This is a genomic window from Streptomyces sp. NBC_01092 (assembly GCF_045039535.1).
Classification (GTDB): domain Bacteria; phylum Actinomycetota; class Actinomycetes; order Streptomycetales; family Streptomycetaceae; genus Streptomyces.
The window spans coordinates 6520285-6545496 of the sequence record NZ_CP108659.1 but is presented as its reverse complement, the minus strand read 5'-3'; the positions used below and the strand labels follow the sequence as shown (position 1 = coordinate 6545496).

The following is a 25212-nucleotide window of genomic DNA, read 5'->3' as shown; positions in this document are numbered from 1 at the left end:
TGAACGTTGAACTGGGGATCTTGAGGGGGACGGCTCCATGTACAGCGTCATCGTCGTACCGCCTGCGTGCGGGAGTGTGGACGACCAAGTCAGGATCGCAACCGGCGAGCGGCTCGTGTTCGGCAGGGCCGCGTCGGACAGCGGCCTGACCATCGCGCATCAGGGGGTGGCCCGGGTCGCCGGGGAGATCACGGCGCACCGCTCCTTCTGGATGCTGAGCAACCTCAGCGAGGACCAGACCTACGTCGTGGAGAACCCGGAGGGCGCCGGGGAACACCTCAAGATCGCACCGGGCCGGCTGGAAGCCCCCGTGCCGTTCGAGTTCGCGCGGGTGGTCCTGCCCGCCGCGGGCGACCTGCTCACCTTCGACGTCTGGGCGCCACGCCACGCCTTCCGCAGTGCCGACCGCCGGGGACTGACCGGCCCTGCGACGGCCCCGGCGTTCGTCCTGGACCGCACCAGCCGCTACTTCGCGGTGCTGGCCGCCCTGTGCGAGCCCCGACTTCGCGGCGAGCCGCACGCCCCGCTGCCGACGGTGGAGCAGCTGGTGGAGCGACTGCGTCCGTCCTGGCCGACGGTCAGCCGCTCGACCGTCTACTGGAACATCGACTACCTGGCCCTGAAACTGCGGCTGCGCCCCGGCCCCGACACCGCCGAGCCCGGCCGGCGCGTCAACGGCAAGAAGGAATCGCTGGTCTCGCTCGCGCTCCGCTTCGACCTGGTCCGCGAGGACGACCTGACCGTGCTGACAGCGGCGACGGCCCAGGCGGTCCGGTGACCGGGCAGGCGGCCTATCCCGTTCCCGTCCCGAAGGGCTACCGGATCGGCCCGTGGGAGGTGCGCGAGCCCCTCGGTTCCGGCGCGTTCGCCACGGTCTACGCGGCCCGGCTCACGGACTTACCGGACCCGGAGCTGCCGCCCATGGCCGCCCTGAAGTTCCTGGCCACCGGCACCCGCACCCCACGCCAGCTGCGCCACCTGCGCGATCTGGCCGAAAGGGAGGTGGAGCTGCTGGGGCGCCTGCGTGCACCCCGGCTGATCCGGATGTACGACACCCTGACCGTCGACGACCCGGACCACCCCGAACTCGACGGCGCCACCGTCCTCGTACTCGAACGGGCCGAGGGCTCCCTGGACGCCGTACTGGAACACGACCCGAGACCGGAGTCGGGCCCGGCCCTGCTCGCGCAGATCTGCGAGGGCATGCACCAGCTGCATCACGCGGGCTGGCTGCACGGCGACCTGAAGCCGGCCAACGTGCTGCTGATGGCGGATGGTTCGGTACGGCTCGCCGACTTCAACATGGCCGCGGAGCTGGAGGGCACGCACGCCTACGCGCCCGCCTTCGCCACGCCCGACTACACCCCGCCGGAACTGCTGTGGCCGGAGGTCGACGAGCGCGGCACGCGGATCCGCCCGACCGCCGACATCTGGGCCTACGGCGTCCTGGCGCACGTCGTCCTCACGGGCACCTTCCCCCTCTCCGGAGGCTCGGCGGAGGCCCGCGCGGACGCCGCGACGCGCTATGCGAGGGGCGTGGAGGAGCTGCGCCTCTCCCCCGAACTCCCGGAACCCTGGCGGGACATCGTGGCCGACTGCCTCTCCCGCACCCACCGCGAGCGCGTCGCTCACGACACGGCGTCTCTCCTGCGGCGCGTGGAGGAGGCGGCGGGCACCTCCCGCTCGGCCCGCCTGCCGAGGCTACGGCCCCGGCGGTGGCGGCGTCCGGCGCTGGTCGCCGCCGTCGTGGCGATGGCGGTGCTGGGCGCTACGGCGGTGACACTCGCACTCCGTGACTCGGCCCCCACCACCTCCGCACCTCCCACCTGCGAGAAGCCCGCGGTGTACGAGGACCAGGCCCACGGCCGCGGCCACACCGCCGGCTGGAACGGCACCTGGGAGTTCACCATCAAGCGGGGCGACGGCGGCAGCCAGGTCCGCGAGGCGCAGTGCCTGCTGCGGTACCTGCACGGCATCACGGAAGTCGGCGAGGTGGACGGCGACTTCGGCCCGCTCACGCACGGTGCCGTGGTGACGTTCCAGAAGCGGGCGGGACTGGACGCGGACGGGATCGTGGGGCCCGGGACGTGGAGCGCGCTGCGGAAGGCGGACGCATCGTCAGCCGCCGCACCCTGAATTGTTCGAGGTTCCGGCCTGCTCCCCGGGCCCTCACCGTAAGGGACCAGAACAACCGGACCACCGACATCGAAATCGGGGAGCGAAGACATGTCCATACTGCGCAAGGCCGCCCTGGGAGCCGCCACATCGGCGCTTCTCCTCGCAGGCTCGGCCGTGCCCGCCCTCGCCGCCGCGCCGGCCCCGCAGGCAGCTCCGGGAGACGGCTGGGTCCTCGTGGCCTCCAGCGGCGACTTCACAGCCCAGAGCACCTGGGACGAGTCCACGTCGTGGGGTTCGTCGGAGGGCACCATCACCACCACGGCCGCCAGCGGCTGGGTCAAGGACCTCGATGACGACGGCTACTGCGCCCAGGTCGTCATCAAGTGGTACGGCACCAACGGAAAGACCGACACCGACTACTCGCCCCAGGCCTGCCCCCAGGGCGACGAGGACGACTTCTCCAAGAAGCCCGGCGACTCCTCGTACTGGACCGCCACCGGGTACGAGGTCTATATGCAGAGGGTCTGAGCCGCCTAGGACGCCCGGACCGCGTCGATGAAGAGGGCCCAGGAATCGCGGGGGAACGCGAGGACTGGGCCCTCTGGGGTCTTGGAGTCGCGGACGGGGGTGATGCCGGGGAGGTTGTCAGCTACTTCGACGCAGTCAGCACCGTCCTCGTTGCTGTAGCTGCTCTTGAACCAGACGGCGGAGGTCAGGTCAACCCTCCTGCTGCACTTCATGTCTATAGGTCCTCGCTGCGTCTTCGATCAGGTCAAGGGACGTCTCCGGTGGGAGTGCGACGGCCCTGAGCAGATCGTACGACCTTCGGTAGTCGTTCACGAGGGGCGGAAAGTCGACGACTTGCCCATCGAAACTGCCCTCCGACCACACCAACGGCGGGGCATCGGCGAACGTCATGATCTTCGCCATGCCGTTCCTGAGGGGATGCCATGGCGTCGTTTCCGGAATGATCTGGAGAACGCCCTGCGTCGACCGGAGCACGTCGAGGATGTGCTCCAACTGCTCGGCCATCTCCCCCGGTGAAAGGGGGGTCTGCCGGATGACCGACTCCCGGATGATGCCCCAATAGGCGGGGCGGTCCTTGCGTTTCCACAGCTCCCCACGCGCCACCCGGGCACGGACGCGTTCCTCAATCTTGTCCGGTGGCGTCAACGGCGCCCCGTACCGGATGAGCCCCCGCATGTACGCCCCGGTCTGAAGAAGCCCTGGGATGACATTGGGCCCCCACTCCTCCAGTGTCTCCGCCTGCTTCTCCAGGTCCGGGATGTCCTGGAAGTACAGCGGATGCCCCGTCAGCCTCGCCTTGGCCGCGTCTTCGCACCGCCGCTCGAAAAACCCGTCCGTCTCGAGCTTGCGATCCACATGCAGGGCCAGATCCACCGGCATCCGCCGCTCCCCGCGCTCGATCTGGCTGAGGAACGAGATCCCTCGGAAGCTCCCGTCGGCCAACTGCTCCAGCGTCATCCCCGCTTGCTCTCTCTTCCAGCGCAACTCGGCGCCGTAGAAACAGGGGACGTTCATCGAGGCGTCAGGGTCCTTCTTCGCGGGCACAGCCCATCACCGCCGTTTCGTACTTGCCGTGCGCAGCTGAAACGCCTTTCACGGTACGCAACTCCCCGCCACTCTGTGAGCGGTTCACTACAGAACGCACACGGAGGCTTCCCCTCATGCCCGACACCCACCTCGAAGAACTCCGCACCGCGCTGGAAGCGAACGGCATCACGCTCCCCTCCCTCGGTGTCGACCTGCCCTCCTTCACCGCGCTGCCCGCACGCCCTCTCATCGCGCTCGGAAACTGCAATCTCGCCACCGCCGAGGCCCTGGCCGCCGCCCTCCGCAAGGCGGCTGAACGGTGACCGACCCGCTCGTCCTGGACCTCCTCGCGCTCCCCAAGGCCGTACCGGAGGTACGCCATGCCGTGCGCGAGCACCTCGGCGCACCCTGCCCCGAAGCCGAGCTCTGCGTCAGCGAGTTGCTCGCCAACGTGATCAAGCACGTCGGCGAGAGCACCCCGGTGACCGTCCGCGTGTTCCGCACCCCGGACGGCCGTACCCGCCTGGAGGTCACCGACCCCGATCCGCACGCCTGGCTCATCGCCCGCCACCCGGGCGAGGACGACGAGACCGGCCGCGGCCTGCTCCTGCTCGACGCGGTCGCCCGACGCTGGGGCGTGTGGCTGACGCCCGCCGGCAAGACGGTGTGGTGCGAGCTGTCCGGACCCTGAAACGTTCGAGGTACCGCGCGGCCCTCCGCCGTCCCACAGTGGTACCTGCTTCGACAACGGGAGGAACCCTCATGGCCAAGCGCACCATCACCGTCCTCGGCACTGTCGCCGCGGCTTTCATGCTCGCCACCACCCCGGCCTCCGCACGCGACGCGATCCTCGAAGAGGAGCGGGGATGGCTCATGTACACCCGTTCGTGCGGGTCCGTCTACTCGCTCGACCTCAGCACCGTCAAGGCCACCGGCATCAAGTACAACACCGGCTGCCAGGGCGACGTATGGGTGCGAGTCCACGGGGACAGCTGGGGCGACTGGCACCACCACAAGAGCTCGGTCACCCTCAACAGCCCCCACGGCAAGTTCGACAAGGCGCTGGTCAAGGGATGCGCCGACTGCCACGAGTACACCGTGTACCCGAAGAACACCTGAGCGGGACCACCAGCCCTCGGGCCACTCCCCCGCCCCACGCGATAGCCTCGCACCAACCGTCGTGACACAAGCGACCGTTGGGAAGAGCAGCTCTCGGGGGATCGATGACAGACCAGCGGCAGCCCACGCCGGCGTCCGCCGGCGCCGCCCTGCAGCAGGCCGGTGCCAGTCCGATGAGGCCGAGCGACCCGGGCCGTATCGGGCCCTACGTCCCGCTCGGCCTCCTCGGCAGCGGCGGTATGGGCCACGTCTACCTCGCCCGCCCCGCCGACGGCGCCCCCGGGCTCGCCGCCGTCAAGGTGATCCGTCCCGAGTACGCCGAGGACCCCCGGTTCCGCCGGCGCTTCGAGCGGGAGGCCGCAGTGCACTCCCGGGTGCACACGCCCCGGACGCCGGACCTGCTCGGCACCGGGTTCGACGACTCGCTGCTGTGGATGGCGACGCAGTACCTACCCGGCCTGAACCTCGCCGAGGCGGTGCGCGAGTGCGGCCGGCTGGAGCCCGCCGGGGTGTGGCGGCTGGTCGCGGAGATGGGTCAGGCGCTGTCGGCGCTGGCCGCCGCCGACGTCGTACACCGGGATCTGAAGCCGTCCAACGTGATCCTGTCCCTCCAGGGCGTGTACGTCATCGACTTCGGCATCGCCCAGGCCGCCGACGGCAGCGCCATCACGTCGAGCGGGAGCCGAGTCGGCACGCCCGCCTTCATGGCGCCGGAGTATCTGCGCGAGGGCAGCTGCGACACCGCCTCCGACGTCTTCTCGCTCGCCGGGAGCCTGATCTACGCCGCCACCGGGCACGCCCCGTTCGGCGACGGCACGGGCGTCGACGTGATGCACCGGGTCGCCTTCGAGGAGCCCAAGCAGGAGATCATGGCCGAACTGGCCGCCGTGGACCCCGCGTTGGCGGCCCTGATGTCCGCCTGCCTCGCCAAGGATCCGGCCGGGCGGCCCCTCCCGCGGCAGCTGATCGAGGCCGCCACGGCCGCCGGTCACGGGCACGGCCGCGCGCCCGCCTGGCACGAGCCCCTGGGCGCTCGGCTGCTCGCCCGGCAGCAGGCGTGCGAGGTGCTGGAGCGGGTCGCCGTACAGGAGACCGTCCAGTTGCGTACGCCGGTACAGCCGCTGGCCTTCCCTGGCTCCGGCCCCGGCTCCGGCCCCGTGTCCGGCCCCGTGTCCGGATCGCCTACGCCGCCCTGGCAGCACGCCACCCCTGTGCAGACCCCGGCCCCCGAGAACGGCGGCAGGCGGAGCAGGCGCAGGGTCTACCTCGCCGTCGCCGCGGGTCTCGCCGTGTGCGCGGTCGCAGCGGGGGCGTTCGCCCTCACTCGCCCGCCCCTCGACGAGAAGGCGTCGGCCAGACCGGGGGCGGCCGAAAGCGCCCTCCCCGGTGGCGCACGGACCTCCGCCCTCCCCAGCTCGTCCGCCTCGCCCTCCGGCAAGAAGAAGGAGTCGGAGAAGGCCGAGCCTCGGGAATCGGACGTCACGGCGTCCGAGAGCTCGAAGGCGACGCCCGACAGCGGCGCGGGCGGAACCCGGCCCACCCCCACCGACGACGCCTCCACCCCGTCCGGCGGCGGCACCACCCCGACCGCCACCCCCACCCCGACGGCGCCCACCACACCCGCCACCCCGCCCTGGATCTCCCAGTGCACGTACTACTCCGGCAGCGAGCTCACCGTGCAGGGCAACAAGGGCCAGCGCGTGGTCCAGGTGCAGTGCATGCTCACCCAGCGTGGCTACAGCGTCGGCTCGTCGGGCGTGGACGGTGAGTTCGGCACCGCCACGCTGGCCGCCGTGAAGCAGTTCCAGGGGGCCAAGGGCCTTGAGGTGGACGGCGAGGTGGGCCCCAACACCTGGGCGGCGCTTCGTAGTTCGACATGACGTGGGGCCCGCCGCTCATCGAACGACGGGCCCCGCGACCGGTACGGCTCAGTGGAAGAAGTGGCGCGTCCCCGTGAAGTACATCGTGACGCCCGCCTTCTTCGCGGCCTCGACCACCTGCTCGTCACGGACCGAGCCACCCGGCTGGACCACGGCCTTGACGCCGGCCTCGGTCAGGATCTCCAGGCCGTCGGGGAAGGGGAAGAAGGCGTCGGAGGCGGCATAGGAACCCTGCGCGCGCTCGGCGCCGGCCCGCTCCACGGCCAGCTTCGCGGAGTCGACGCGGTTGACCTGGCCCATGCCGACGCCGACCGAGGCGCCGTCCTTGGCGAGCAGGATCGCGTTGGACTTGACGGCGCGGCAGGCCTTCCAGGCGAAGGCGAGCTCGGCCAGGTCCTCGGCGGAGAGCGCCTCGCCCGTCGCCAGGGTCCAGTTCGCCGGGTCGTCGCCGTCGGCCTGGAGGCGGTCGGTGACCTGGAGGAGGGCGCCGCCGTCGATGGGCTTGATCTCGACGGGGTTGCCGGGGCCCTCGGGGCAGCGCAGCACGCGGATGTTCTTCTTCTTGGCGAGGGCTTCGAGGGCGCCGTCCTCGTAGTCGGGCGCGACGATGACCTCGGTGAAGATCTCGGCGACCTGCTCCGCCATCTCCTTGCTGACCGAGCGGTTGACGGCGATCACGCCGCCGAACGCCGACAGCGGGTCACAGGCGTGCGCCTTGCGGTGCGCCTCGGCGACGTCCGCGCCGACCGCGATGCCGCACGGGTTGGCGTGCTTGATGATCGCGACGCAGGGCTCGGTGTGGTCGTACGCGGCACGGCGGGCGGCATCCGTGTCCGTGTAGTTGTTGTACGACATCTCCTTGCCGTGCAGCTGCTCGGCCTTGGCCAGACCGCCGCCATTGCCGTCGACGTACAGGGCGGCCGGCTGGTGCGGGTTCTCGCCGTAGCGCAGGGTGTTCTCGCGCTCCCAGGTGGCGCCCAGGAACTCCGGGAACTGCGAGTCGTCCAGCGGGGCGTAGGAGGAGGCGAACCAGGAGGCCACCGCCACGTCGTAGGCGGCGGTGTGCTGGAAGGCCCGCCCGGCGAACAGCTTGCGCAGTTCGAGGGTGAAACCGCCCTCGCGGACCGCCTGGAGGACGGCGGCGTACGCGTCCGGGTCGGTGACGACCGCGACCGACGGGTGGTTCTTGGCGGCGGCGCGCACCATCGACGGGCCGCCGATGTCGATCTGCTCGACGCACTCGTCGGGGGTGGCGCCGGAGGCGACAGTCTCGCGGAACGGGTAGAGGTTGACGACGACCAGGTCGAACGGCTCGATGCCCAGCTCGGCCAGCTGCCGCTGGTGGTCCTCCAGGCGCAGGTCGGCGAGGATGCCCGCGTGCACGCGCGGGTGCAGCGTCTTGACGCGGCCGTCCAGGCACTCGGGGAAGCCGGTGAGCTCCTCGACCTTGGTCACCGGGACACCGGCCGCGGCGATCTTCGCGGCCGTGGAGCCGGTGGAGACGAGCTCGACGCCCGCCTCGTGCAGGCCGCGCGCGAGGTCTTCCAGACCGGTCTTGTCGTAGACGCTGACGAGCGCCCGTCGAATGGCCCGCTTGTTGCTCTCGGCGGTCACTGGATAACTACCTTTCGTCCCTCAATGCGGTGGCCGTTGCGGGCGATCCGCCCCACGACCTCGACGAGCAGCCTTCGCTCGACTTCCTTGATGCGCTCGTGCAGAGCGCTCTCGTCGTCCTCGTCCCGGACCTCGACCACGCCCTGAGCGATGATCGGCCCGGTGTCGACGCCGTCGTCGACGAAGTGGACGGTGCAGCCGGTGACCTTGGCGCCGTACGCGAGGGCGTCACGGACGCCGTGGGCGCCGGGAAAACTGGGGAGCAGGGCCGGGTGGGTGTTGATGAACCGGCCGCCGAAGCGCGCGAGAAACTCCTTGCCGACGATCTTCATGAACCCGGCGGAGACGACGAGGTCGGGCTCGTGCGCGGCCACCGCCTCGGCGAGCGCCGCGTCCCACTCGTCGCGGGTGCCGTAGTCCTTGACCTTCCGCACGAAGGTCGCCAGCCCGGCACGCTCGGCCCGCGCCAGCCCCTCGATGTTCTCCCGGTCGGCGCCCACGGCCACGATCTCGGCGCCGTACGCCTCGGTGCCGACGGCGGCGATCTCGTCGAGGAGCGCCTGCAGGTTGGTGCCGGATCCGGAGACCAGCACGACGAGGCGCTTGGCAGACTCGGGACGCTCGGGACGGTCGGCCACGGGCTTGGCGGCCACTGTGGGGCCCTTTCTCGGGGGTATTTTCTTCGCGGCCGACGCTTTGTATATTCGTACGAATGCATCGCGCCCCGGGATACGGGGAAGTCTACGAAGCGGCCGACCGTCAGCAACGATACCGGCACTCCCGACAGCCCCCACGGGACGGGGGCGTGGCCGGAAGGTAGCGTCTGGGGGGAGCGGGCTCGGGAACGCGGTCGTCGTGCGGTGCGTTCTTCGTGTGACAGCTCAGGACAGCCAGCCGTATCACCAAGGGGAAGACGCTCACTTGATGCCGGACCGCAGCTTGCGACTCCTCACGCTCCCCCCGCAGTCCTTGCCGGGAGGGGAGCGCAGCGGCGTGCTGCTGCGGGAGCGCCCCACCTCGCCGCCCGACGCCCCGTCGGGCGGGCAGCACGGCGACCAGCAGGGCAGCGGCGGCCAAGGGCAGGACGACAACCCCTTCGCGCCACCGCCGGAGGGCACGCCGGACCGCCCGTGGCAGCCGCGCCGCCCGTCGGGCGACGACAGCTCGCAGGGCTCCGACCAGGGTGGCGACAACTCCCCGTGGGGGAATCAGTGGAGCGACCGCCAGCCGGGCCGCTCCCCCGGCGGCTTCGGTGAGAACCCGCGCGGCACCGGGCAGGACGGCCCCGGTGGCGGCGGCCCCGGCTCGGGCATGCGCTGGGACCCGACCGACCCGGCCCAGCGCCGGGCTCGTTACGCCCTGCTGTCCGGCATGTGGGCCTTCTTCTTCGCCCTGTTCAGCTGGCCGTACATGGCCCTGCTCCTGGGCGCACTGGCCCTCTACTGGGGCATCACCAGCCTGCGCACCAAGCCCCGCAGCCCCGACCCGGACACCCCGGCCCCGCAGAACACCGGCCGCCCCCAGACGACGGCGGCGGTGAGCGGCCTGGTCACGGCGTCCCTCGCCATCGCGGTGGTCGCGGCCGGGTTCGCGGCGCAGGTGGTCTACAGCGACTACTACACGTGCCGCGACGACGCCCTCACGAACGAGGCGCAGCAGTCGTGCAACGAGCATCTGCCGAAGGAGCTGCGGGGGATTCTGGGCGCGGAGAGCTGAGCCCGGGTCATCGGGGGTGCCCCTCGGGGGCGTTCGGTGAGTCCGGGTTGTCTTCGGCGGGCGGGGTCTCCTCGGTGGCCGGTTTCTCGTGGGTGGCCGGTGCCTCCCGGGTGACCGGCAGTTCCCGCTGTTCCGGCGCGTCCGGCATCTCTGGGACATCGCGTGCGTCCGGTTCCTCGTCGTCGTGCCTGGACGAGGGCCGGGGCGGGGGCGGCGGGGGCTCCGAGAGTTGCCCGGAGGGCGGGAAGTCGTCCGGCTCGAAGGTCGTGTCGTGGTCGTACGTCGCGTACGGGACGCCCTGGGCGAAGGGTTCGTAGCGAGGGCCCTCGCCGTACATGGCGGCCGGAGGGCTCTTCTCGTCGGACTGGTCCGCGGTGGCCTGATCGGACGCCGGAGGCCCTGTCTCTGCCTCTGCCCCTGCCCCTGCCGACCCGGCCTGCTCGTCAGACTCCGCCTCCTGCGGCGCCTCCACCCGAGGCCTGCCGATCCGGGCACCCTGCGTGTCACCCACCGGCTCCGCGTGCCGCTGCTCCCACCAGCACCGCCAGCCCCGCACCAGCACCGCCACCGGCACGGCCACCAGCGCGACCCACCCGAGCGTCGCCGCCCCGGTCTGCCACCACACCGGCCCGAACCGTGCCAGCGCCCCCAGCCCCAGCGGCCCACCCGACAGCGTGGCCAGCACGGCGAACGCCACCGCGCAGAACACCGCCGCCAGCACTGCCGTCACGGCGGTCCGCCCGGGCGACCAGGTGACGGCGGACGCCGGCCCGCTCTCGGACCGCCCGTTCGAGGGCCCCTGCCCGACCCGGGACCGGCCCGTGGCCGACACCTGCCCGGTCCGGGAGCGTGCCGTCGCGGACCCGTCACCACCGCCGTACCGGTCATCGAGCCCGTCCCCCCAGCCCGCCGCGAACCACCCCACCACCAGGCCCGCCAGGACCGGCACCACCGCGACCCCCCACCGCAGCGGCCCGCCGACCGCCGTCTCCGGTACGGCCTCAAGCAGCGGGAACGGCGGCAGCAACGGCGCCGGTGCCGAGGACAGCGGCCCCACCACATGCCCCGACCCGAGCACGAACCCCGGTCCGAGCGCGTACGCCGCCGCCCACACCGCCGCGTTCGGCACGAGGGCCGCGCACAGCAGCAGCACCGAGAAGCGCCCCGACCAGCCCTGCGTCAACTCCAGAAAGGACCCCCGCACCGCCACGCCGTGCCACAGCAGCGCCCCGCCCACCAGCAACGCCCCGCCTCCGGCGAGCGCCGCCACCCCCGCCCCCGCCGCCCGCGCCGCGGCGCCGACCCGTGCGCGCCCCTCGATCCCGGGTACGAGACGGCGTACCCGGGCCGGCAGCACGACCAGCAGACCGTCCAGCACCTCGGGCCGCCGCTCGCACGCCGTCCACACTCCGACCCCCGCCGCCGCCATCGTAACCAGGGGCACCCGCATCGCCGTCCACAGCCAGGACGGCCGCAGCTCGCCCCCGGCCGAGTACAGCGCGGCCGCCAATCCGACGCCGAGGTACCCGAGCACGACGCCGGCCCACGCCGTACCGATCGACACCAGCGGCACCCCCTCGCCCCCGTCGGCCGCCGCGTCCCGTGCCGCCCGGTGCACCAGCCACACCGGCAGCGCGAGCAGCAGCAGCGGGGTGATTCCGACCGGTGCGGGGACGCCGGAGAGGGTGTCGGTGCGGACCAGTTCGGCGCCGTGCGCCAGCAGCCACAGCACGGAGGCGATCCGCAGGGCGCCGCCCGGTCCGCTGTCCGGATAGGGCGAGCTGATCCACAGCGCGATCACCACCACGGCGAACACGCCGAGCCCCAGTCCGGCCGCCACCGCACCACCGAAGAGGCTGGCGCCCAGGCCGGGCGTGCGGCGGCGCACGCGTGTGAGCAGGGGCGTTCGACGAGCGGTCATCTCGATCACGATCGCCATGCTCCCAACGACACGCGCTTTCCCGTCGTAACAGGCGAACCTCCGATGTGTCGCTCAATATATGTTTATGTACTTTTTCGACCGAAAGGGCGCCCGGTGACGCAGAACCCCGCAGCCCCGCTTCCTCCGCCCAAGGAACGCCGACGCCTGCGCGAGGCCGGTTCATTGACGCAGGATCAGGTCGCGGAACGGGTGGGCGTCAGCCGCGAGACGGTACGCGCGTGGGAGAGCGGCCGTACGGCACCACGGGGCCGAAGGAGGGAGGCGTACGCACAACTGCTGCGGTCCATCGCCGACCAGACGGAGGTTCAGGAACCCGAGGAAGTACATGAGATGACGGCACATCAGAAGGGCCGGCTCACCGCGGCGCAGGCCTTCGACGCGCTCTACGCCTTCTGCGCGCCCGCTCTCGTGCGGCAGACCTACCTGCTCACCGGGCGCCGCGAGCTCGCCCGGGAGTCGGTCGAGCGGGCCTTCCAGCACGCCTGGCAGCGCTGGCCGGAGGTGGCCCGCGACCGGGATCCGGCGGGCTGGGTGCGGGCGACGGCATACGACTTCGCGCTCTCCCCCTGGCACCGGCTGCGCCCCCGCTACCGGCACCCCGAACCGCCGCCCTCCGACGCGTCCGACCGCGCCCTGCTGAACGTACTCCTCCAGCTGCCGCCGGCACAGCGCCGCACGCTCGTCCTCTACGACGGTGTGGGCCTCGACCTGCCCGAAACGGCGGCCGAGACGGAGGCGAGCACACCGGCCGCCGCGACCCGCCTCCTGCACGCGCGCACCGCGGTCGCCGCCCGCTTCCCGGGCCTGTCCGACCCCGTCGAACTCCACCACCGCCTGGCCGAACTGGCCGCCACGGAGCGGTTGCGCGCCGCCAGGCCGACGACGGTCCGCGACGGCAGCGAACGCCGGGCGCGCTTTTGGACCCGGGCCGCGATCGCGTTCACCGTGACGCTGATCGGCACGACGGCACTGACGCTGCGGACCGCTCCCACGCAGTACGAGCCGCCGGTGCCGCCCGGTGCGACGGTGCGCGGGGTGCCGCCGAGGATGGCGCCGGGGCCGCTGTCGGAGAAGGAGCTGGAGCTGCGGGACAAGCTGCGGTCGCAGTTGCAGGCCGGCCCGGTGAGACTCCTGCCGCTGACCACGTGAAGGCGTACGCGGGCCGCGGGCGTACCCAGACCGAGGGCGAAAACGCCCGGTGGGCCCGCCCCCTCTCGGGGAACGGGCCCACCGGCCTCCTGCTGATGGCCGTGACCGAGGTCAGCCGCCCAGGATCTCGCGAGCCAGCTTCGCCGTCTCGGTCGGCGTCTTGCCGACCTTGACGCCCGCGGCCTCCAGGGCCTCCTTCTTCGCCTGGGCGGTGCCCGACGAACCGGAGACGATGGCGCCGGCGTGGCCCATGGTCTTGCCCTCGGGGGCGGTGAAGCCCGCGACGTAGCCGACGACCGGCTTGGACACGTTCTTCGCGATGAAGTCCGCGGCCCGCTCCTCGGCGTCGCCACCGATCTCGCCGATCATGACGATCAGGTCGGTGTCGGGGTCGGCCTCGAACGCGGCGAGCGCGTCGATGTGCGTGGTGCCGATGATCGGGTCGCCACCGATGCCGACGGCGGTCGAGAAGCCGATGTCACGCAGCTCGTACATCATCTGGTACGTCAGCGTGCCGGACTTCGAGACCAGGCCGATACGGCCCGGCTTGGTGATGTCGCCCGGGATGATGCCGACGTTCGACTGGCCCGGGGTGATGATGCCGGGGCAGTTCGGGCCGATGATCCGGGTCTTGTTGCCCTTCTTGCCGGCGTACGCCCAGAAGGACGCCGAGTCGTGCACGGCGATGCCCTCGGTGATGACGACGGCCAGGCCGATCTCGGCGTCGATGGCCTCGACGACCGCGTCCTTGGTGAACTTCTCCGGCACGAAGATGACGGAGACGTTGGCGCCGGTCTTCTCGATGGCCTCCTTGACGGTCCCGAAGACGGGTACCTCGGTGCCGTCGAAGTCCACGGTCTGACCCGCCTTGCGCGGGTTCACGCCGCCCACGACCTCGGTGCCGTCACCGAGCATGAGCTTGGTGTGCTTCATGCCCGTGGCGCCGGTCATGCCCTGGACGATGACCTTGCTGTCCTTGTTGAGCCAGATAGCCATGGTGTGTTGTGTCCTCGTCCTGAGTGCTTACTTGGCGGCGTGAGCCAGTTCGGCGGCCTTGTCGGCCGCGCCGTCCATGGTGTCGACGCGCTGGACCAGCGGGTGGTTGGCGTCGGTGAGGATCTGCCGGCCGAGCTCGGCGTTGTTGCCGTCGAGGCGGACGACGAGCGGCTTGGAGACGTTCTCGCCGCGGTCCTCAAGGAGCTTCAGGGCCTGGACGATGCCGTTGGCGACCTCGTCACAGGCGGTGATGCCACCGAAGACGTTGACGAAGACGGACTTGACGTCCGGGTCGCCGAGGATGATCTCGAGGCCGTTGGCCATGACCTGGGCGGAGGCGCCACCGCCGATGTCCAGGAAGTTGGCCGGCTTGACGTTGCCGTGGTTCTCACCGGCGTACGCGACGACGTCCAGGGTGCTCATGACGAGACCCGCACCGTTGCCGATGATGCCGACCTCACCGTCGAGCTTGACGTAGTTGAGGTTCTTCTCCTTGGCGGCGGCCTCGAGCGGGTTGGCCGCGGCCTTGTCGTGCAGCTCGTCCCAGTCGTGACGGAACTCGGCGTTGTCGTCGAGCGACACCTTGCCGTCCAGGGCGAGGACGTCACCGGAGGCGACCTTCGCGAGCGGGTTGACCTCGACGAGGAGGGCGTCCGACTTGATGAAGGTGTCCCACAGCGTGACGAGGACGTTCACGACCTTGTCGGCGACCTCGGCCGGGAACTTCGCGGCCGCGACGATCTCGCGGGCCTTGGCCTCGTCCACACCGTCGATGGCGTCGATCGCGATCTTCGCGACGGCCTCCGGGCGGGTGGCCGCCACCTCCTCGATCTCCATGCCGCCCTCGACGGACGCGATGGAGAGGAAGGTGCGGTTGGCACGGTCGAGGAGGAAGGAGACGTAGTACTCCTCCAGGATCTCCGGGGCCGTCTCGGCGATCATCACCTTGTGGACCGTGTGGCCCTTGATGTCCATGCCGAGGATGTCCGTCGCGCGGGCGACGGCCTCGTCCGGGGTGGCGGCGAGCTTCACGCCACCGGCCTTGCCACGGCCGCCGACCTTCACCTGGGCCTTGACGACGGACTTGCCACCGAGACGCTCAGTGGCTGCGCGGGCCGCCTCAGGCGTGTCGATGACTTCACCGGCCAGCACCGGTACATCGTGCTTGGCGAAGAGGTCCCTCGCCTGGTACTCGAACAGGTCCACGCGCTTCCGTCCCTATCAGTGATCTCGCGGTTCGTTGGATGCGTGGGCGTGCCGCGAAGGGCAACGTGACGTCCGCTGTCACAAGGGAGGCGCACACGGTGTCCGAGCGCGCGGCATGTCCGTCTCGCAGGTTATCGCTGCTTGAAGGAGGCCCCTAAATCGAGGGTCACACCTCAGCGGTGATACCTGTCACATGATGCCGCGAACAGCGGGAATCACTGGCACGGCGTGCCGACTGTGAGGTGCCGGTGGGGTGGCGGCGAGGTGCCGGGTGACGAGTCGGGCGAGCAGTCGGGCCAGGACCTCACCGGGTTGGGGTTGACCCGGTGAGGTCCTTTGAACAGCCCGAAGGGGCACGAATGGGCCGCCCCTGTGGGCTCTGGACGGGTGATCCCCACCCCAATGGGGATCACCCGTCCTGTCCGCGAGGTTCCGGCCGGATGAGACCGACGGCTTTCGGCCGTCCGGATCCGTGTGCCTCGCGGAGTCGTCGGTCGCCGGGGAGCGCGGTGATCACGCTCGCCGTGGCGGCTGGGGTGTCGTACTCGGCTCCGCCGGGGGCTGTCGTACGACGAGGGGGGAGGGCGGTGCGGTCAGACGCCGTACCGTCCGAGGTCGTCGCGGAGGTCCTGCGCGTAACCCGGCGTGACGGAGTGGGCGACGCCCTGGACGCCGGTGACGGCGTGACCCGCCAGCGGGCCGGCCGAGTCCTGGACCGTGCCGGTCAGGTCCGCGGCGAACGGCGCGACCTGCCCGGCGACCCCGTACGCGAACGGGTCGACCTCGCCGACGACGCCGCCCACGAAGGGCCGGACGTCGTCCGTGACGCCGTACGCCAGGGCCGTGGCGCTGCCGCCGACGCCGTCCACGACCGGCCGGACGGTGTCCACGACCGTGTCGACGACGGGCCGCACGGCGCCGGTGACGCCGTACGCGAACGGCGGCACCTGCTCGGTGACACCCTCGGCGAAGGGCACGGCCTGCCCGGCCACGCCGTGCACCAGCGGGTCGACCTGGCCGACGACACCGCCCGCGAAGGGCCGGACGTCGCCCGTGACGCCGTACGCCACCGCACCCGCGTCCGCGACGGCCTGCCCGGCGACGGGCACGACGCCGTGCACGGCGGTGTCGGCGACGGGCGGCAGGACGGTACCGGTGGCGTCCGCGGTGACCTGGCCGACCAGGCCGGTGGCGTAGAGGGGTACGTCGGCGGCGACCCCGTGCACGACCGGCCGCACGTCGGAGACGGCGCCGGAGGCGATGGGCCGGACGTCGGAGACGGCGCCGGAGGCGACGGGGTGGACGTCGGAGACGGTGCCGTGTGCGAGGTGCCCGGCATCGCCGAGCGCGCCGTGGGCCACGGGCCGCACGCCCTGAACGACTCCACCCGCGACGGGCTGGACCCCCTGGACGGCCCCGGCGACAACCGGCTGGACGTCGGCGACCACGCCGTACGCCAGCGCGGTCGCGGCGCCGACCGTGTGCCCGGCGGTCCGGCCGACCCCGGCGACAGCGCCGTGCGCGACCGGAACCACGCCGTCCACCGCCTGGCCCACGACCGGGGTCACCCCGTACACCGCGTCGCCGACCACCGGCTGGACGCCGTGCACCGCATGCCCGGCGACCGGAGTCACGGCGGCGACGGTGCCGGTGGCGGCGGGGACTACGCCCCCGACGGCGTGCCCTGCGGCCGGGACGACGCCTTCGACGGCGCGGCCGGCGACCGGGACGACGCCGTGCACGGCTCCGGTGACGACCGGCGGGACGACCGCGTCGGCGGTCTGCCCGACGACCGGGGTGACGGTGCCGGGGACGGTGGCGACCGTGCCGACGACCCGCTGCTCCACACCGCCGACCGTGCCGGTGACGTGGCTCGGGACGGCGGAGACGGAGGCCTCGGCGGCGGCGGTGACCGCGGTGGCCCGGCCTGTGGCGGTGGCCTTGGCGGCCGTTGCCGTGTCGGCGACCCTGCCGTCGGCGGCGTGCGCGACGTCGCCGGCACCTCCTGCGGTTCGCCCAGCGCCGGCGACGGCGTACTGCGCCTTCGTCCGTACGACGCCCTCCACGCCCTGCGCCTGCGCACGCACGGCCGCCTGGCTGCCCTGCAACTTCGTCTGCGCTGCGGCGAGCGCCCGCTCCAGCTCGGGGGCGAAGGCGGCGAGGGGGCCGAAGAGGTAGTCGATGCTGCCGGGGTGGTGAGGGGTGGGCGGCGTGTTCGGGATGCCCGGGGTGTTCGGGGTGTTCGGGGTGGGGTGCGCCGCGTCGCGGACGTCGGTGACGGTGGCGGAGACGTCGGCCTGCGCCTGCGCGGCAGCCTTGTCCGCGCGGGCGGCCTTGGCGCCCTGGATGGCCTGGGCCGCGCCCTTTGCCTTGGTGGCGGAGGGGGGCGTGACCTTGGCGTCGACGTAACGGCGGGCCTGCTCGGCGGTGTTCGCGGGCGTGGTCCTGGCGGTACCGGCGACTGTGTCGGCGGGGCCGTCGGTGGCACCCTCGGTCACGTTGGCGACGGTGTCCGTCACGCCGGAGACGACGCCGTTGACGGTGTCGGCGACGCCGCCGAGGAGGCCCGGGGCGTCGGCGCTGTCGGGGGTGTCGGCGGTGTCGGTCACCTCACTGGCCTGGTCCGGGACGGAGAGGGTGGATGCGGGCAGCTCGTCCGCGCTGGCGGCGGTCGAACCGAGCGCCCAGGCGCCGGTGACACCTGCGGCTATGACGATCGAACGGCGGATGTTCTTGTTCATGCGTGCGTCGGATCCCTAGATCTTGGGGTTCCGAAGGCCCCCGGAGGATCGGAGAAGTGAAGCTCCGGGACTTCGGACGGTTGGGGGACATTCCGGCACCGATCACGGTCGCGGTCCGGCAAGTCGGGACCAGCGGGACCGGGTACGGCACCGGCGGCTTCCGTCCGGGGTCCGGGGGATGTCGCGGGACATCCGGGAACTGGGGAGTGTCCGGACGGGAGGGGCAGACCTGTTTCCGCCCCCGCGCGGCAGGTCTAAGGCGGGGAGGATCGGCCTACTGGCCTACGGACCTAGGCGGGGGAAACCGGAATGTCCCGGTGCCTGTCCTGTATGGCGTCCGCTTCGACGCGGGCGGCGGAGCCGGGCACCAGCCACAACGCCACGCGTCGGCTCAACGAGACCGCGTGCGCGTCTCCGTGCCGGGGCGTGCCGTTGTCGCCCGCCGCGTGGTTGCCCTGCACGCCGCCGGGGTGGTCGGTCGGTGCCTGAGGCGCGGGGGCGTAGCCGGACGGCGCGGTGCGGTGCGCATGACCGGCCGACGCGGCGTGGGACGCGGTGCCGTCGGCGACGAAACGGGGGCCGTAGGCGCCGTTCGCCTCCTTGCCGGTACGTCCCCTGTCGGCAGGTCCGTCAGCCGAGCCGGGCGCGTCCGGCCGCGGCTGCGGCGTCGCGGTGACCGGAGCGGGCAACGTCTGCGCGGGCAGCACGGGCAGCGCGGGAACACCGGCGCCCGGCAGGTCCGGCAGCCCGGGAAGGACGGGGAGGTCCGACCCCGGCCAGGTCGGCCAGGTCGGCGCCTCGGGTGCGGTCGGCAGCGCGGGCAGCGAGGCCAACGGCGGCACCGCCGCCTGCACTTCGGCCAGCCCCGCGGCCAGCTCCTCGGTCACCGTCCGCACGACATCGCCGACCGGCTGCACGACAAGGTGAGGTGCCTGGACCTGAGGAGTTCGGTCCTCGGGGGCCGGAGTCCGAGGTGCCGCCGGCTTGGCGGACGGCGCCGTCGACTCGTCGTGCGGGCCGGGCTTGGACGGCGCGGCAGACGCGGGAGGAGTCGCGGCAGGCTTGGAGGGAGTCGCGGCAGGTGCGGAAGGATTCGCGACAGGCGCGGAAGGATTCACGCCAGGCGCGGAAGGATTCACGCCAGGCGCGGAAGGATTGGCGGCAGACGCGGAAGGATTCGGGGCAGGCGCGCTCAGGAGCCGCTCGACCGTGCCCTGCGCCGACGACCGGGGTTCGTCCGCCGCCGTGCCCGACGCGGAGGACACCGATGAAGCGCCGACCGACACGCCGTCCGCCGCGTATGCCCGCTCCCCGCAGAGGAATCCGATCGCGAGCAGACCGCCCGCCACCAGCACCAGTTGCAGCGCACGCCGCCCACCCGCGACGCGCAGGACGCGCGCGGCGGCACCGGGCAAAGTGGCTGGCCAGGTCAAGACGGGGTGGTCCCTCCGGGCGGTGGACGAAGTGCACGTGATGAGCGTCGCGTCGGCTGGACGCGGTACGGACGGGCGGCGCGACGGCGCACCGGCGATGAGGCGTCGATCCTCGCACGCCCCTCATGCGGTCGCGCAAGCCCCCTGCTACCGATGCGTACTCATGTCCGTTTTGCTGGCCGAAGTCGGTCATCGCTTGGTCGACAAATCACCGGTAATTCCTCGCCATTACCTCCCCAATGCCATTCTCAGACCGCGTCCGGCACCGGAATCGGCCGCTTCTCGATGGCCGCCGCCATCACCTCCGGGAACAGGTCGGGCGTACAGGCGAAGGCCGGTGCGCCCAACGCGGCGAGCGCGGCCGCGTGTTCCCGGTCGTACGCCGGCGCCCCCTCGTCCGACAGCGCCAGCAGCGCCACGAACTGCACCCCCGACGCCTTCATCGCGGCGACCCGCTTGAGCATCTCGTTGCGTATCCCGCCCTCGTACAGGTCGCTGATCAGCACGACCACCGTCTCCGCGGGCCGGGTGATCTGCGACTGGCAGTACGCGAGCGCCCGGTTGATGTCCGTGCCGCCGCCGAGCTGGGTGCCGAAGAGGACGTCGACGGGGTCGTCGAGCTGGTCGGTGAGGTCGACGACGGAGGTGTCGAAGACGACCAGCCGTGTGTTGATGGACCGCATCGACGCCAGCACGGCCCCGAAAACCGACGCGTACACCACGGACGCCGCCATCGACCCCGACTGGTCGATGCAGAGGATGACCTCTTTCTTCACGGACTGCGACGCCCGCCCGTAGCCGATGAGCCGCTCCGGCACGATCGTGCGGTACTCCGGGAGATAGTGCTTGAGGTTGGCCGCGATGGTGCGGTTCCAGTCGATGTCGTGATGGCGCGGCCGGCTGATCCGGGCACTGCGGTCGAGCGCACCGGTGAGGGTGGCCCGGGTGCGGGTGGCGAGCCGCTTCTCCAGGTCCTCGACGACCTTGCGCACGACGGCACGTGCCGTCTCCTTGGTGGTCTCCGGCATCGCCCGGTTGAGCGAGAGCAGCGTGCCGACGAGGTGCACGTCCGCCTCCACCGCCTCCAGCATCTCGGGCTCCAGCAGCAGCGTGGACAGCCCGAGCCGGTCGATGGCGTCCCGCTGCATGACCTGGACGACGGACGAGGGGAAGTACGTCCGGATGTCCCCGAGCCACCGCGCCACGGACGGCGCCGACGCCCCGAGCCCCGCGGAACGATCCCTCCCCGACTGCGTCCCCTTGTCCCCCTTCCCGTACAGCGCGGTCAACGCCCCGTCCATCGCGGCGTCCTTGCCGGAGAGCGCGCACCCGGTGCCGTCGGCGTCGTCCCCGCCGAGCACCATCCGCCACCGCCGCAGCCGCTCCCGGGCCGGATCCATCGCCTCGATCGACATCGCCTCGGTCGGCATCGGCGCGCTCGTCATCGGCGCGCTCCATTCCGGGGCCGCTCCCACAGCGGGAGCACCGGCACGGTCGTCGTCATGGGTCGGCCCTGCGCCGCGAACCCGTGCGATTGCCTCCCGGCAGCCGCCGCCGTGGTCCGCTCCCCCGACTCCCTCACTCCGTGAGTCGTCATCCCGTCGCCCCCACAAGGTTGTTGTCCGTGAGGCCACCGTCGGCGCCCTCGTCCACTTCCACCTGGTCCAGCCCCAGCAGCAGCCGCACCACCGGGAGGACCGCGTCCGCCCGCTCGGCATCGAACTCGGCCGCGAATCCGGGTATCCCGGATCCGCCCACCCTGGCGCCGCCCCGCTCCGCCGGCCCACGCCGGACCAGCTCCCCGAGGGTCCGCCGCACCCCCGGCTCATACGCCGAGAAGGTGCGCCGCAGCAGCGGCAGCACGTCCGTGAACGCCTCCGCCGACACCCCCGTCAACCACGCGTCGACCAACCCGAGCAACCGCTCGTCGTGCACGAGCAGCATCCCGCCGCCCGAGCCGCCCCCGACGAACCCCTCGATCCACGCGGCCGCGTCCCCCGGCGGCGTCCCCGGCGACAACGCGAGCCCCATGGCCCGGGCCGCCTCCTCCTGCGCCAACTCCCCGTCGTCCAGCAGCAACCGCACCGCGCGCCCCCTGATGACGCCGGGCACCGTGTCCCGCCCGGCCAGCACCCGCAGCACGGCATGCCAGCGCTTACGCAGAGCCTCGCCCGGGGTTTTCCGGCCCGGTGCGGGGGCCTCGCCCAACGCTTGCCGACCCGGCGCCGGGACCTCGCCCGGCACTTCCCGGCCAGGTACCGGGACCTCACCCGAGCCGCCACTCCCCGGCGCAGCACCCGCGTCTTCCGGCCCCGACCCGCTCCCCCCGCCCCGCGCGTCCCCTCCCGACGCCACCGCGTCGCCCAGCAGCCCCACCGCGCCATGCACCGCGTCCACATGGCGCCGCATCGACTCGGCCGCGTCCGCGTCCAGCGCGGCGCAGGCCGGGGGCAGGCCGACGAAGACGCGCTCGGCGAGCCCCGCGGCGACCTCCGCGAGCGCCCCGGTGTCCGTGCCGCGCACATCGCCGTACCGCAGGGAGCGGACCAGCGCGGGCAGGGCCTGGGCGAGATGGCCGACGTCGGCGTCGAGAGCGGCGCGGTCGGCGAGGATCCGCATCACCGTGGGCAACGCGTCCGGCAGTTCGGCCAGCAGGCAGCGCTCGGCGAGGGCGGTGACGTCGGCGAGGCTCTGCGCGCAGACGGCGTCCGCCTCGGCCTTGGCGGTCGCCGCGGCGAACACCGTCGTCCCCCACACCCCGGCCTCGGCAACCCGCACGGACAGCTCCGGCTCCCACCGCAGCCGCCACGTCTCCCGGAACGTCCCCGTGCTGCCCCGCGACGCGACCGGCTCGCCCCACTCCACGCGCAGCAGCCGCAGCCGGTGCAGCAGCCTGCTGCGCTCGGCGTCGTTCTCCTTGCGCAGGTCGAGCTCCAACTCCCGCTCCAACGCCTCCGGCTTGAGCCGCAGCCGACGCTGGATCCGGTCGAGGTCCCGCTGCAACGGCACCGCCGGCGCCGACCGCGGCACCTCCCCCAGCACGTCCCCCACGACCAGCCGGTCCTGCACCAGCGCCAGCGGCACGTCCGAGCCGTCGCACATCACGGCCCGCACCGCGTCGGTCGTCTCGCTCAGCCCCGGCAACGGGCGCCCGCGCATCACCGCGAGCGTCTCCGCCAGCCGCACCGCCTCGATGACATGCGCCGAGGACACGATCCGGTCCTCGTCCCGCAGCAGTCCGGCCACCTTGGTCATCCACCGCTCGACCGGCCGGTCCGGCGCGCTGAACAGGTGCCCGTACCAACCAGGGGAGTCGATCCCCGCCCCGTACCCGCTGACCCGGGCCAGCCTGCGGTTCGTCCACGGCACCCAGGTCATGTCGGCCTTGACCTTGGGCAGCCCCTTCAGCAGCGCCTTGTCGGCGGCCACGCTGCTCTTCTGCCGCAGCGCGGGCACATGCCAGGCCCCGCACACGACCGCCACGTCATCGCCGAACTCCCGCTGCGCGGCCCGCACCTGGAGCCGCATATAGGCCTCCCGCACGAGATCCCGCTCATGTCCCCCGCTCCCATACACCTCCCGCAACGCCCCCATGGCCTCTTCGAGCCCGAGGAACGGCGCGAACGCGTCCCCGTCCCCCAAGCCCCGGTGCTCGACGACGTCCTCCCACCACCGCTCGGGATCGTCGTAACCGGCGACTTCGGCGAGCACGGCGAGGGGGTCGACCCGGACGGCGGCACGAGGATCGTCCGCGTCACCCGCGTCGGCATCCGCCCCGCCACCGGCGTCGGGCGCAGGGTCGCTCGCCGGGTCCGGCCGGGTGTCGTCCTCGGAGCCCGGCCCGCCGCCCGCAGCCGGCTCACTCCCCCTACCGGCCTCCGCATCGAGGGCGGCCTCGTCCTGCCTCCCCCACGCCAACGTGTGCGTGGCCGGCAGGTCGATGAAGCGGGCCGGGACCTGGTGCTCCACGGCCCAGCGGATCGCGACCCACTCCGGGGAGAACTCGGCGAGCGGCCAGAAGGCCGAGCGGCCGGGCTCGTCCACGGCGTGGGCCAGGAGGGCGACCGGGGGCCGCATGGCCTCATCACCGGCGAGCGGGATCAGGGCATCGGCCTCCGGCGGCCCTTCGATCAGCACCGTCCGTGGCCGGGCCGCGTCCAGCGCCGCCCGCACGGCCCGCGCCGACCCGGGCCCGTGGTGCCGTACCCCGAGCAGCAACGGCCCCGACGGCTTCGTCCCCGACACCTTCGCCCCCGAACGGGATGCGGCCGAGCCGTCCGAATCCGTCCGCTCATCGCCCGCCCCAGCGACGCCCGCGTCCATCCCCCGACTCCCCTCCCTCTCAACGCCGTTCACACCGACCCCCTCAACTCCGCGGCCACCGCGAGTCGTCGTTCACCGTCCCGGCCTTCCCCTGACCTGCCACCCTCACGGATCGGCTCCGCGCCGAACCCCCGCGCGGGCGCCCCCAACCGAGGTCGTCCTCGTTCACACGCTCACCTCTCGGCACGCCCGGTAGAAGTCCGTCCAGCCGTCCCGCTCGCGCACGACCGCCTCCAGGTACTCCTGCCAGATGACGCGGTCGGCCGCGGGGTCGCGGACGACGGCGCCGAGGATGCCCGCGGCGACATCGCCGGGGCGCAGCACCCCGTCGCCGAAGTGGGCGGCCAGGGCGAGGCCGCTGGTGACGACGGAGATCGCCTCGGCCGTCGACAGCGTGCCGCTCGGCGACTTCAGCTTGATGCGGCCGTCGGAGGTGACCCCGTCGCGCAGCTCGCGGAAGACGGTGACGACACGGTGGATCTCGTCGATGCCGTCGGGCACGGCCGGCAGGTCGAGGGAGCGGCCGATCTGGTCGACGCGGCGGGAGACGATGTCCACCTCCGCCTCGACGCTCGCCGGCAACGGCAGCACGACCGTGTTGAAGCGTCGGCGCAGAGCGCTGGAGAGGTCGTTGACCCCACGGTCGCGGTCGTTGGCCGTGGCGATGAGGTTGAAGCCGCCGACCGCCTGCACCTCCTGCCCCAGCTCCGGTATCGGCAGCGTCTTCTCCGACAGGATCGTGATCAGCGTGTCCTGTACGTCCGCCGGAATACGGGTCAACTCCTCGACGCGGGCGGTCATCCCCTCCGCCATGGCCCGCATGACGGGGCTCGGCACGAGGGCGTCACGGCTCGGCCCGTGCGCGAGCAGCTGCGCGTAGTTCCAGCCGTACCGGATCGCCTCCTCCGGAGTACCCGCGGTGCCCTGGACCAGCAGCGTCGAGTCACCGCTGACCGCCGCGGCCAGGTGCTCGGAGACCCACGTCTTCGCGGTGCCGGGCACACCCAGCAGAAGCAGGGCACGGTCCGTGGCGAGCGTGGTGACGGCGACCTCGACGAGGCGGCGCGGGCCCACGTACTTGGGTGTGATCACCGTGCCGTCCGCAAGCGTGCCGCCCAGCAGATACGTGGACACGGCCCACGGCGACAGCTTCCAGCGTGCCGGCCGTGGACGGTCGTCCTGCGCGGCCAGCGCGGCGAGCTCATGGGCGAAGGCGTCCTCGGCATGCGGTCGCAACGCCTCGGTCGGTTCCGTCTCCCCCGCCTCGACGGATGTCGGTTCTACGGACACAGGCATGGCAAAGTCCCCCTCCAGCTCGGCCGGTTCAGCCGTTTCGGATCTGGCACCCACGTTGCACCACGCCACTGACAACGCGTTCCGACCTGCGCAAACGCGCTCACGCCGGCTTCCGTCGGCCCGCT

Annotated in this window: 21 protein-coding genes; 9 read left to right on the top strand and 12 right to left on the bottom strand. The window is 72.4% G+C overall.

Annotated features, from left to right (window positions below; translation table 11 throughout):
* Positions 1-37 precede the first annotated feature (37 nt).
* The 3 genes from OG254_RS29950 to OG254_RS29940 all read left to right on the top strand — a co-directional run bounded on the left by OG254_RS29950 (position 38) and on the right by OG254_RS29940 (position 2646).
* Positions 38-778: an FHA domain-containing protein gene (locus tag OG254_RS29950; protein ID WP_405587680.1), complete on the top strand. Its 741-nt coding sequence runs from the start codon at positions 38-40 to the stop codon at positions 776-778.
* Positions 775-2136, top strand: coding sequence for a protein kinase domain-containing protein (locus OG254_RS29945; protein ID WP_405587677.1), 1362 nt, complete (start codon positions 775-777; stop codon positions 2134-2136). Before OG254_RS29950 ends, OG254_RS29945 begins: the two co-directional genes overlap by 4 nt.
* A gap of 90 nt (positions 2137-2226) precedes the next feature.
* A complete protein-coding gene (locus tag OG254_RS29940) occupies positions 2227-2646 on the top strand; it encodes a hypothetical protein (protein ID WP_405587675.1) in 420 nt (139 codons plus the stop codon).
* Positions 2647-2651: 5 nt separating this feature from the next.
* On the opposite strand, the gene OG254_RS29935 is transcribed toward OG254_RS29940, so the two are convergent.
* On the bottom strand, positions 2652-2858 hold the full coding sequence (locus tag OG254_RS29935) for a DUF397 domain-containing protein (RefSeq protein WP_405587672.1): 207 nt from the start codon (positions 2856-2858) through the stop codon (positions 2652-2654).
* Positions 2836-3690: a helix-turn-helix domain-containing protein gene (locus OG254_RS29930; protein WP_405587669.1), complete on the bottom strand. Its 855-nt coding sequence runs from the start codon at positions 3688-3690 to the stop codon at positions 2836-2838. Before OG254_RS29930 ends, OG254_RS29935 begins: the two co-directional genes overlap by 23 nt.
* Before the next feature lie 116 nt (positions 3691-3806).
* Between OG254_RS29930 and OG254_RS29925 the strand changes: the two genes are divergently transcribed.
* The 4 genes from OG254_RS29925 (at position 3807) to OG254_RS29910 (ending at position 6671) form a co-directional block, all read left to right on the top strand.
* Positions 3807-3995, top strand: a complete 189-nt coding sequence (locus tag OG254_RS29925; protein ID WP_405587666.1) for a hypothetical protein — start codon at positions 3807-3809, stop codon at positions 3993-3995.
* The gene (locus OG254_RS29920) at positions 3992-4363 is read left to right on the top strand and encodes an ATP-binding protein (protein WP_405587663.1); all 372 of its coding nucleotides are present in this window, start codon (positions 3992-3994) and stop codon (positions 4361-4363) included. The genes OG254_RS29925 and OG254_RS29920 overlap by 4 nt, the downstream gene beginning before the upstream one ends.
* Before the next feature lie 71 nt (positions 4364-4434).
* On the top strand, positions 4435-4791 hold the full coding sequence (locus tag OG254_RS29915) for a hypothetical protein (RefSeq protein WP_405587661.1): 357 nt from the start codon (positions 4435-4437) through the stop codon (positions 4789-4791).
* 104 nt (positions 4792-4895) lie between these two features.
* On the top strand, positions 4896-6671 hold the full coding sequence (locus OG254_RS29910) for a protein kinase domain-containing protein (RefSeq protein WP_405587658.1): 1776 nt from the start codon (positions 4896-4898) through the stop codon (positions 6669-6671).
* 48 nt (positions 6672-6719) lie between these two features.
* Here the strand turns inward: OG254_RS29910 and purH are convergent, their stop codons facing one another.
* Both purH and purN read right to left on the bottom strand, forming a co-directional pair.
* Positions 6720-8285 carry a bifunctional phosphoribosylaminoimidazolecarboxamide formyltransferase/IMP cyclohydrolase gene (gene purH, locus OG254_RS29905; protein ID WP_405587655.1) on the bottom strand — a complete coding sequence of 522 codons (1566 nt, stop codon included), beginning with the start codon at positions 8283-8285 and terminating at the stop codon, positions 6720-6722.
* The gene (gene purN, locus OG254_RS29900; RefSeq protein ID WP_405587652.1) at positions 8282-8938 is read right to left on the bottom strand and encodes a phosphoribosylglycinamide formyltransferase; all 657 of its coding nucleotides are present in this window, start codon (positions 8936-8938) and stop codon (positions 8282-8284) included. The genes purH and purN overlap by 4 nt, the downstream gene beginning before the upstream one ends.
* A gap of 271 nt (positions 8939-9209) precedes the next feature.
* On the opposite strand from purN, the gene OG254_RS29895 reads away from it, so the two are divergent.
* On the top strand, positions 9210-10001 hold the full coding sequence (locus tag OG254_RS29895) for a hypothetical protein (protein WP_405587649.1): 792 nt from the start codon (positions 9210-9212) through the stop codon (positions 9999-10001).
* Positions 10002-10008: 7 nt separating this feature from the next.
* Here OG254_RS29895 and OG254_RS29890 read toward each other — a convergent pair whose 3' ends face one another.
* Complete coding sequence (locus OG254_RS29890; RefSeq protein WP_405587647.1) at positions 10009-11940, bottom strand: DUF6350 family protein; 1932 nt, start codon at positions 11938-11940, stop codon at positions 10009-10011.
* A gap of 96 nt (positions 11941-12036) precedes the next feature.
* Here OG254_RS29890 and OG254_RS29885 point away from each other — a divergent pair, with 96 nt between their 5' ends.
* Entirely contained in the window at positions 12037-13092 is a 1056-nt protein-coding gene (locus tag OG254_RS29885; protein WP_405587644.1) for a sigma factor-like helix-turn-helix DNA-binding protein, read from the top strand.
* A 111-nt stretch (positions 13093-13203) separates the two neighbouring features.
* Here the strand turns inward: OG254_RS29885 and sucD are convergent, their stop codons facing one another.
* The 7 genes from sucD to OG254_RS29850 all read right to left on the bottom strand — a co-directional run bounded on the left by sucD (position 13204) and on the right by OG254_RS29850 (position 25087).
* Positions 13204-14088 (bottom strand): succinate--CoA ligase subunit alpha, encoded by an 885-nt coding sequence (gene sucD, locus OG254_RS29880; protein WP_351196109.1) that lies wholly within the window; start codon positions 14086-14088, stop codon positions 13204-13206.
* Positions 14089-14115: 27 nt separating this feature from the next.
* The gene (gene sucC, locus OG254_RS29875) at positions 14116-15294 is read right to left on the bottom strand and encodes an ADP-forming succinate--CoA ligase subunit beta (protein ID WP_405587642.1); all 1179 of its coding nucleotides are present in this window, start codon (positions 15292-15294) and stop codon (positions 14116-14118) included.
* 593 nt (positions 15295-15887) lie between these two features.
* On the bottom strand, positions 15888-18035 hold the full coding sequence (locus tag OG254_RS29870; protein WP_405587639.1) for a hypothetical protein: 2148 nt from the start codon (positions 18033-18035) through the stop codon (positions 15888-15890).
* 290 nt (positions 18036-18325) lie between these two features.
* A complete protein-coding gene (locus tag OG254_RS29865) occupies positions 18326-18922 on the bottom strand; it encodes a hypothetical protein (protein WP_405587636.1) in 597 nt (198 codons plus the stop codon).
* 794 nt (positions 18923-19716) lie between these two features.
* Complete coding sequence (locus OG254_RS29860) at positions 19717-20913, bottom strand: VWA domain-containing protein (RefSeq protein ID WP_405587633.1); 1197 nt, start codon at positions 20911-20913, stop codon at positions 19717-19719.
* 148 nt (positions 20914-21061) lie between these two features.
* Positions 21062-23791 carry a DUF5682 family protein gene (locus OG254_RS29855; RefSeq protein WP_405587630.1) on the bottom strand — a complete coding sequence of 910 codons (2730 nt, stop codon included), beginning with the start codon at positions 23789-23791 and terminating at the stop codon, positions 21062-21064.
* Positions 23792-23956: 165 nt separating this feature from the next.
* Positions 23957-25087: an AAA family ATPase gene (locus tag OG254_RS29850; RefSeq protein ID WP_405587627.1), complete on the bottom strand. Its 1131-nt coding sequence runs from the start codon at positions 25085-25087 to the stop codon at positions 23957-23959.
* Between the last annotated feature and the right edge of the window lie 125 nt (positions 25088-25212).